Genomic DNA, 8,487 nt, shown 5'->3' with positions numbered 1-8,487 from the left:
GCCGGAGAGGGCTCCCACCAGCAAAGACACGCCCACGAGTAGGGCAATCACCCCCACCCCCTTCCAGAATCTGCGATAGCCGGAAGCCTCCGGGGGCAGGGGATCGATGGCGTGCAGGTAGATGGCGGAGACGATGAGCAGTGCCGCCCACAGCAGCATGTGCACCACCGCCGGGATCACCGGCGAAAGGGTGTAGATGGCGACGGCCAGCAGGACAACCCCGAAGAAGCGCTTGACGTTTTCCATCCAGGGACCGGCCTTGGGCAGGAGCACCCCGGCCGAGGCGCCCACCGCGAGCAAGGGTAGCCCCATGCCGATGGCCATGGCGAAGAGGGCTGCGCCGCCCAGCACCACGTCCCGGGTCTGGCTAATGTATAGGAGCGCCCCCGCCAAGGGTGCCGCCACGCAAGGCCCCACGATCACCGCCGACAGCGCCCCCATGGCGAAGACCCCCGCATAATGGCCACTGCCGAGTCGATTGGCCGTGCCGGCGAGTCGGCTCTGGAGGGAGGCGGGCAGTTGCAATTCGTAGAAACCAAACATGGACAGGGCAAGCAGCACGAAGAGAGCCGCGAACGTGCCCAGCACCCATGGGTTCTGCAAAGCCGCCGACAGCATGGTGCCCGAAAGTCCCGCCGCCACGCCGGCTGCCGCGTAGGTGATGGCCATGCCCAATACGTAGGCGAGGGCCAAGGTGAAACCGCGGAGCTTGGTGAGCCGATGACCTTGCCCGGCGATGATCCCCGAAAGGATGGGAATCATGGGAAGCACGCAGGGCGTGAAAGCGAGGAGTAACCCGAAGCCTAGGAAGCTCGCCACGATGAGCCAGAACCCCCCGGATTTGAGCAGCCCCGCCACCCGATCATCCTCCGCCTGGGCGCTCGCAGCCGCCGGCGGTATGCCCGCCGCCGCGGCGGCCGGCAGAACGACCTCGAAGACCTTCTCGATGGGGGGATAGCACACCCCCACCGGCTCGTTGCAGCCCTGGTAGCCAGCCTTCAGCTTGAGCGGACCCGCCGCCTCGGCCTGCCGCTGCAGCCGGATCAGCACCGCCACCGGCTCATAGAAGACGTCTATCTTGCCGAAGAAGGGATCGTCCTTGGGCTTGCCCGGAGGAATCTCCACGCTGGCGAGCTGCACCCCGGGGGAATCCACCAGACCGAAGGAGAACTTGTCCCGATAAAGGTAATAGCCCCGGGCCGGGCTGAAGCGGGCTTCCAGCGTCTGCCCGTCGCGCACGAGCACCTGCGCCCGAAAAGCTTCATCTGGCGGCAGCAGCTCTTCTTCCGCCGGCGCGGCCAGGGCCTGGCGGGCGGCTCGGAGGGATGTCTCGCCCTGCGCCTCGGGCAGGCTGGCGAAGGGGGAAACCAGGAACAACAGAGCAAGGATCAACCGCATGGAGACGGACCGAAGCTATCGGGTATCCGGGCCGCCGGTTTCCGCCACCACCCAGGCGAGATAGGCCGGCAGGCCTCGATCAATAGGGACCGCGATGATTTCCGGGAGTTCGTAGGGGTGCTGCTCCCGGATGAGTTGCTCGAGGCGCGGATAGGCTTCTGCCGTCGTCTTGATGAACACCGGGAATTCTTCCGCTCGCTCCACCTGTTCCCGCCATCGATAGACGGAGCGGCAGGCCCCCAGCACGTTGACGCAGGCCGCCGCCCGCTGCTCGACGAGGACCTCGGCCAGCCGCTCGGCGCTGTCTCGGTCCGGGAAATTGGTGATGACCAGTAAGGGAGTCATGGGCTAAACTTATCAAAATATCGAATTCTAGCCCCTTTCGCGGCGCGCCGCGGCGCGACGACCAGCCTTCGATCCGATGCGGGTGACGCTCCTCCTTTTGGCCCTCCTCGCCTTTCCCCTCCTGGAGATTTGGGGACTCGTCCAGCTCGGCCAAGCCCTGGGCGGGTGGATCCTCCTCCCCCTCGCCTTATCCGCCTTCGTCGGCTGGGCCCTGATTCGGGGGGAGCGGCGGCTCTTCGCTCAGCGCCTGGAACAAGCCCGCGCCCAAGGGGACATGCTCCTCTGCGCCCTCCTGGACAGCGGTCGTCAGTTCCTCGCCGGAGCGCTATTGTTGTTTCCCGGCGTCGTGAGCGATCTGCTGGCGCTCCTCGTACTGCTGCTGCCGTGGAGGAGCCTCAGCACCGACCCACCCCGGGACGAGGGGGTGATTGAAGGCGAGTACCACCGTCTGGATTGAATTATTCCCGACGGGCAGCCGGCCCGGAGAATCAAGGCGCTGGCAGGCCGTGCTCCACCGTCGGGTAGCGCAGCTTGAGCCTGAGCTCCCGCTTCATGCGGACGTTCACGAGCCGCCGGGATTCGTTCATGAAGCTGAGGAGCGCCTCGGGGAGGCGTCCCGGTGCCTCCTTGCGCCGGATACGCGGAGGGCGCGGCAGTCCGTGGTGGTCGGCGACCCGGTCGAAGTAATCCCCCATCCGCAACTCGGAATCGTCGCTCACGTTGTAGACCCGTCCGGGGCGCCCCCGCGCTAAGGCAGCCACTACCGCCGCCGCGAGGTCCTCCGCGTGGATGTGGTTGCTGTAGCTGTCCTCCTCGGGAACCAAAGCGGGGATGCGGGCCCTCAGCCGCTCCAGGGGTAGGCGCCGCCCGGAATAGATGCCGGGCACTCGCAGGATCACCACCCGCACGCCGTGACGCCGGCCGAAGGCGCGCAGGCGCTCCTCGGCGTCCACGCGGCGGCGAGCGCGGGCCGTGGCGGGATGCACTGGCCGGGTCTCCGGGACGCGGGCGCCGCCGCAGTCGCCGTAGACACCACTCGTGCTGATGTAGACCAAGGTCTGTGGTAACATGCCCCGCTTCCCCAGCGCGGCGAGCAGATGCTTCGTGCGCGTATCCCGCGCGCCTTGCCCCGGCGGAGGCGCGAGATGGACCAGGGCATGGGCGAGGCCACCGAGCCGCGCCAGGGACGCCGCCCGGTCCAGGTCGCCGGGCAGCGGTGTGATGCCCCGCGCCCGCAGCAGGGCATGGCGCGCCGGGCTATGGGTGAGGGCGATCAGCCGATAGTGGCCGGACAAGCGTGCGGCAAGGCGCAGACCCACATCGCCGCAGCCGATGATGACGAGCCGCCTCAGCGCTCTCGTGCGATCGCCCCGGAACCTCAATACGTCCATGTCATATCAGATCATCATCAAACCCAGCGGCCACGCCTTCCGCTGCCTGCCCGGCGAGACGGTGCTGGAAGCGGCGCTGCGGGAGGGTTTTCCCCTGCCCTACGGCTGTCGCAACGGTGCCTGCGGTGCGTGTAAGGGCAAGGTGCTGGAAGGCACAGTGGACTACGGGCCGTACCAGGAGGCTGCCCTCACTCCCATGGAAAAGCAGGTGGGGATGGCGCTGTTCTGCTGCGCCCGCCCCCAGAGCGATCTGGTGATCGAGTCGAGGGAAGTAAGCGCCGTGCGCGACCTCCCCATCAAGACACTGCCCTGCCGGGTCCACGCCCTGGAGCGGGTCGCTCCCGGGGTCATGGTGATCAAGCTCAAGCTGCCCCAGTACGAGCGGCTGCAGTTCCTCGCCGGCCAGTATATCGACATCTTGCTCAAGGACGGCAAGCGGCGCAGCTTCTCCATGGCCAATCCGCCCCACGACGACGAGTTCCTGGAGCTGCACGTGCGCAACTACCCGGGCGGGGCCTTCACCCAGCACGTCTTCACCACCATGAAGGTGAAGGACATCCTGCGCTTCCAGGGGCCGCTGGGCACTTTTTTCCTGCGGGAAGACTCGGACAAGCCTATCGTCTTTCTTGCGAGCGGCACCGGCTTTGCGCCCATCAAGGCCATCATCGAGCACGCGCTCTACGTGGGCATCAAGCGGCCCATGACTCTCTACTGGGGCAACCGCACTCGCGCCGACCTGTACCTGCCGGCGCTGCCCGAGCGCTGGGCCCGCGAACATGCCCATTTCCGCTATGTCCCGGTCCTCTCCGAGCCCTTGCCCGAGGACGAATGGCGCGGCCGCACCGGCCTGGTGCACCGGGCGGTGATGGAAGACTTCGGGGATCTCTCGGGCTACCAGGTGTACGCCTGCGGAGCGCCGGTGATGGTGGAGGCCGCCCACCGGGATTTCACCCGGGAACGGGGGCTGCCGGAGGAGGAATTCTTCTCCGATGCCTTCACCCCCGGCGAGCCGCCACGACCCGCCCCTTCGTCCTGACGCCGCTTGAGCCCCAAGACGACACGCTCTGCCCTCCACGAAGGTGCTCAAAGGCTCCGCGGCGCCGTTGCACCGAGCCGCTCCAGCGCCAGCTCCAGGCTGCGCCGATAAGCAGCCCGCGCTTCCTCCGCCCGGTCGAGCCGCTCCTGAATCCCCGCCAAGGCCAGGTAGGCGGCGTGGGACGGCTGCAGGGACAGGCTCGCCTCCAGATAGGACTGGGCCTTGCCCCACAGCCCGGCCTGGGCGCAGAGCTTTCCCAGGGCGAGCAACAGGAGAGCATCGTCAGGATGCTCCGCAAGCCAGCGCTCCGCCTGCTGGAGCTGGCGGGTGGAGTCCTCCTCGGGACACTCGGCGTAGAGCTCCAATAGCTCCGGAGCCCATTGCCGGGCCAAGGACCGTTCGATGATGGCGTGCGCGGCCCGGCATTCCTTGTATTGGAGAAAGGCCCGGGCCGCCGCAGCCGCTACCCGAGGATGCTCCTGGTCGCGCGCGGGAATGCTCTCCCAGTAGCGCCGCAGGGCCTCCCGGTCGTGACCGCGCGCTTGGAGGTTCTGGATATGGGCCAGTTGGCGCAGTTCCTCCGCCTGGACGGAATCGAGCACTTGACGTTTCTCCGCTTCTTTGAGAAGGGCGAGCACCTCATCCCAATGGCCTGTTCGCCGGTAGGCTTCCAGCGCCAGGGCCAGCAGGCCTGCCGGTGGACGGCGGACCGTCCCCCGCAGCCCTTCCAGGAGCGCCAGGGCAGCGGTGGCATCGCCCTCGGCCAGCAGGAACTCGGCTCGGGCGAGGTCGCGCAGGAGCCCCGCTTCCGGGGAGGAGGCCTGCGTTTCCTTCAAGTGGGCGTCCCGGCGTTCGGGCAGGCGCAGCCGATGGGCACTGTGGGCCGCCAGCACCCCGCAGAGCGCAGGCGCCTCTCCCAGGTCCATGGCCTTCAAGGCCGCCTTTTCCGCCCGGGCATATTCTCCCTGGAAATAGGCCGAAAGGGCCGCCAGGAGCAGGTTGTGGCCCCTGCGCTGCCTGCGCCGCTCCCGGTATTCCCGTACCCGCCGGGGAAGAGTGAAGGCGTTGGCGATCAGGCGCACCGCCAGATACAGGCCGACGAATCCCGCCAACAACAAGACGATGAGCAGGTTGAGGGACAGCTCCACCCGGTAGCCACCGGCAACCAAAATGACATAGCCGGTGTTTTCCCGGGCGATCAGGGTCACGGCCGCGGCGAGGGCCGAGAGCAGTATTAGCCACAGAAGCCCTTTCATCGCGCGCCCCTTTCGGTTGCAAGGCGGGTTCCACGCAACGCCTCCAGGGCGGCGGAGAGGTCGGGTAGGGGAGCGCTCAAGGGCGCCTGGGCCAGGTCCGCCACTTCGGCCAAGGCCTCCGCCGTACTGCGGGCCCGGGTGTCGAAGTGGCGTTCCAGCAGGCCTCCGACGGCCGCCAGATCGGCGCGATAGCTCACCTCGTCCCGGCCCAGCAGGGCGAGCCGGGCGGAGAGCAGCCGCAGCTTCACATTCTCCCGCAGGAAAAACGCTTGTTCGGGAGCGAGCAGGGGCGCAGCCGGCGCTTCCAGCCGCTCGATCCGCACCAGGCTTTTCAGGTCGTACCACGCCAGGCGCAGGAAGTCGAGCCAGGGCTTGCCGGTCGGTTCGGGTTGAGCCGCGGGCTGGGGGACAGGGCGGGCGTGAGCGGCCAGGGGCAGCTCCTCCACCCGCCGGATCAGAGACTCCAGCCGCCGGCTCAAGGCGTTCACGTCCATGGGCGGTAGGCCTTCGAGTCGCTCGATGGCGGAGGCGACGGAGCGTTTGAGGGCGGCAAACTGGGGCCGGTCCAGGCGCGCCAGCTTGGTCTCCGCGTTACGCAGGGCGATGAGGGCGGTCTTCACGTTGCCGGCAAGGGTGAGCTGCTGGTTGGCGATGAGCAACAGCTGCTCCACCTCTGACAGGATCGTCTCGTCGCGGCCGCGGGAGAGCTCGTGGTAGAGCGCTTCCAAGGCCTCCTGCTGGCTGCGGGACTCGGCGAGCCGAGCCTCTATCCCCGTCAGCTTGCCGGCGAGCTCGCGCACGGTGGACTCCGCCCGCTCGGCGCTGCGCCGGGCCTCGGCCAAAGCCGCGTCCGTGTCTGCCAAGCGCAATGCCAGGTCGCGGCGCAGCGCTTCCATTTGGACCTGGGTCTGCCAAGCGTCCCAGCCCCCTAAGGCCAGGGCGAGCAGTGCAAGGTAAAGGGCGGGGTGCAAATACCACCGGGGCTGCCACGACCCGGGCCGCTTCTCTTCGGCGGGCCTGGGTGTAGGCGCCGCCCCCTCTTCGGTGGGCGAAGAGGCTGGCCCCAGCGCCTGTGCCCCCTCCTCGGCGGTTGGTTTGGATTCGCTGGTATCGCTCATGTCGGTTTGTTCTCAGGAACGGTGCCTTGTTTGTCGCGGAACCATGCGACGAGCCCGCGCACCAGCCCCTCGTCGCCCGGCTCGGTCACGATCACCTGGTGCAGGCCTAGCTCTCGGGCGCTTGCCGCGATGCGCTCGTGGGGCACGAACAGGGGCGTTTTCTTCAGCCACTGTCGGCCGAGACTACCCACCATGTCGAACAGGTTGTGCAGCCCCTCGCTACTGGTGACGGTGATCGCTGCCAGCTCATTGCGCGCCCAGGCGCGCAGGAGGATCTCTGCGCCACCCCGCGGACGCGTGCGTCGGTAACACTCAGCGTATTCGATGCGCGCGCCGCGGGCAACCAGCGTGTCACCCAGCAGCTCCCGCCCGCCGTCGCCGCGGAAGATGACCACGCGCTTTCCGGCCACGTCCTTCAGAGCCGGAAGCGCCAGCAACGCCTCGCTGTCGAAGCGCCGCTCCGGCACGATTACCTGCGTCAGGCCGAACTTGGCCAGCTCCCGCGCCGAGGCCTTGCCCACCGCGGCGATGCGCAGGCCCGAGGGCAGCCTCCGGCGCGCCTGGATCAGGTTCATGGCCTTGGCCACTGCGTTGGGGCTGATGAAGATGGCGAGATCGAAAGTCTCCAGCCGGTCGATCAAGGCCATCAGCGGGCCCAGATCCTCCATGTCCTGGATTTCCAGCACCGGGCAGATCACGGGCACACCGCCTGCAGCGCGGATGAGGGCCGCAAGGGCTTGCGCCTGGTGTGCGGGGCGGGTCACCCCGATGCCCAGCCCGGCGAGGGGCGGGTCGGACGGCTCCGGAAGGCGAGTCACCGCTATTGCCCTTTCAGATGGCGAGGGCTGCCAGGATGGACCCAGCGCCCCGCTCCCGTAGGCGCTGGGCCACCGCCTCCCCCAGCGCTTCCGGTGCCTGCGCGTCCCCCATCTCCTCGGCTTCCACCAGGGCCGATCCGTCGGGATTGGCCACGAAGCCCCGCAACCAGAGTCGGTCGCCCCGCAGCTGCGCATAGCCCCCGAGGGGGACGTGGCAGCTGCCAGCCAATGCCCGGCTCATGGCCCGCTCGGCCCGCACGCAGGCGGCCGTTTCGAAGTGGTTGAGGGGGGCGAGCAGCGCCTCCAGCGCGGGCTGTCCGGCGAGGCACTCGATCCCGAGGGCTCCCTGGCCTACGGCGGGCAGGCTCTCCTCGGGCGAAAGGAGCGCCGTGATGCGGGAAGCGAGCCCCAAGCGGTTGAGCCCCGCCGCCGCCAGCACCAGGGCGTCGTAGCGGCCTTCGTCCAGTTTGCGCAGCCGCGTGGGGACGTTGCCCCGCAGCCCCTTGACCTGCACATGGGGATGGCGAGCCCGGATCTGGCTCTGGCGCCTTAGGCTCGAGGTGCCCACCACCGCCCCGGGGGGTAGGGCCGCAAGGGAAGCGTAGGCGTTGGAAACGAAGGCATCCCGCGGGTCTTCCCGCTCGGTGATGGCCACGATCTGGAAGCCCTCGGGCAGGACCATCGGCACATCCTTCATGGAATGCACGGCGATATGGGCCTCGCCCCGCGCCAAGGCCGCTTCCAGCTCCTTCACGAACAGACCCTTGCCGCCGACCAGGGCAAGCGGCGTCTCCAGGATCCGGTCGCCTTGGGTAGTCATGCCCTGAATGGTCACTTGCAACCGCGGGTATAATTGCCCCAGCCGCTCGGCGATGTGCCGGGCCTGCCAGAGAGCGAGCGCGCTCTCTCGAGTAGCGATGACGAGACGGTCGTTATGGAGGGAATCGGAAAGGGGCCCGCGGTGAGAGCTCAAGGGGCAGCCTGCAACGCAAACGCCAGGAACGCGCGCAAAGTGAGAAGTAACGCTTTCATTTTAACATGGGGGCATGCTTCTTCCCGGAGCGCGGCGCCTTGCGTTGCCCTCCGGTCGTCCCCCCCCTCGCTATTCGTCGCCCATTTGCTCCG

The 8,487-nt window shown here is 68.1% G+C and carries 9 protein-coding genes; 2 read left to right on the top strand and 7 right to left on the bottom strand.

Translation table 11 applies throughout. From position 1 onward, the window contains the following. Positions 1-1,398, bottom strand: a 1,398-nt coding sequence (gene dsbD, locus V7Q81_RS03850) for a protein-disulfide reductase DsbD (RefSeq protein ID WP_333840519.1), incomplete at its 3' end; no start/stop codon positions are given. 15 nt (positions 1,399-1,413) lie between these two features. Further along, positions 1,414-1,743, bottom strand: a complete 330-nt coding sequence (cutA, locus tag V7Q81_RS03845) for a divalent-cation tolerance protein CutA (RefSeq protein WP_333840514.1) — start codon at positions 1,741-1,743, stop codon at positions 1,414-1,416. An 82-nt stretch (positions 1,744-1,825) separates the two neighbouring features. On the opposite strand from cutA, the gene V7Q81_RS03840 reads away from it, so the two are divergent. Next, a complete protein-coding gene (locus tag V7Q81_RS03840) occupies positions 1,826-2,200 on the top strand; it encodes an FxsA family protein (protein ID WP_333840512.1) in 375 nt (124 codons plus the stop codon). A 31-nt stretch (positions 2,201-2,231) separates the two neighbouring features. Here the strand turns inward: V7Q81_RS03840 and V7Q81_RS03835 are convergent, their stop codons facing one another. After that, positions 2,232-3,134, bottom strand: a complete 903-nt coding sequence (locus V7Q81_RS03835) for an SDR family oxidoreductase (RefSeq protein WP_333840510.1) — start codon at positions 3,132-3,134, stop codon at positions 2,232-2,234. Here V7Q81_RS03835 and V7Q81_RS03830 point away from each other — a divergent pair. Continuing rightward, positions 3,133-4,170 (top strand): CDP-6-deoxy-delta-3,4-glucoseen reductase, encoded by a 1,038-nt coding sequence (locus V7Q81_RS03830; RefSeq protein ID WP_333840508.1) that lies wholly within the window; start codon positions 3,133-3,135, stop codon positions 4,168-4,170. The two genes, V7Q81_RS03835 and V7Q81_RS03830, sit on opposite strands and share 2 nt — an antisense overlap. A gap of 47 nt (positions 4,171-4,217) precedes the next feature. Here V7Q81_RS03830 and V7Q81_RS03825 read toward each other — a convergent pair whose 3' ends face one another. From V7Q81_RS03825 to hemC, 4 genes are read right to left on the bottom strand one after another with little or no spacing between them, the layout of a single operon-like run. After that, entirely contained in the window at positions 4,218-5,426 is a 1,209-nt protein-coding gene (locus V7Q81_RS03825) for a heme biosynthesis HemY N-terminal domain-containing protein (protein WP_333840506.1), read from the bottom strand. Beyond that, a complete protein-coding gene (locus V7Q81_RS03820; RefSeq protein ID WP_333840504.1) occupies positions 5,423-6,544 on the bottom strand; it encodes a uroporphyrinogen-III C-methyltransferase in 1,122 nt (373 codons plus the stop codon). The genes V7Q81_RS03825 and V7Q81_RS03820 overlap by 4 nt, the downstream gene beginning before the upstream one ends. Continuing rightward, entirely contained in the window at positions 6,541-7,362 is an 822-nt protein-coding gene (locus V7Q81_RS03815) for a uroporphyrinogen-III synthase (RefSeq protein WP_333840502.1), read from the bottom strand. Before V7Q81_RS03815 ends, V7Q81_RS03820 begins: the two co-directional genes overlap by 4 nt. 13 nt (positions 7,363-7,375) lie before the next feature. Beyond that, entirely contained in the window at positions 7,376-8,335 is a 960-nt protein-coding gene (gene hemC, locus V7Q81_RS03810) for a hydroxymethylbilane synthase (protein WP_333840501.1), read from the bottom strand. Positions 8,336-8,487 lie beyond the last annotated feature (152 nt).

The organism is Pelomicrobium sp. (genome assembly GCF_036803785.1).
Classification (GTDB): Bacteria; Pseudomonadota; Gammaproteobacteria; order Burkholderiales; family UBA6910; genus Pelomicrobium.
This window is presented reverse-complemented; position numbering and strand designations above follow the sequence as displayed.

Bases quoted from the DNA above. Each gene is read 5' to 3' on its own strand.
- cutA (WP_333840514.1), bottom strand. From the start codon at position 1,743: ATGACTCCCTTACTGGTCATCACCAATTTCCCGGACCGAGACAGCGCC.
- V7Q81_RS03830 (WP_333840508.1), top strand. From the start codon at position 3,133: ATGTCATATCAGATCATCATCAAACCCAGCGGCCACGCCTTCCGCTGC.
- V7Q81_RS03835 (WP_333840510.1), bottom strand. From the start codon at position 3,134: ATGGACGTATTGAGGTTCCGGGGCGATCGCACGAGAGCGCTGAGGCGG.
- V7Q81_RS03825 (WP_333840506.1), bottom strand. From the start codon at position 5,426: ATGAAAGGGCTTCTGTGGCTAATACTGCTCTCGGCCCTCGCCGCGGCC.
- V7Q81_RS03820 (WP_333840504.1), bottom strand. From the start codon at position 6,544: ATGAGCGATACCAGCGAATCCAAACCAACCGCCGAGGAGGGGGCACAG.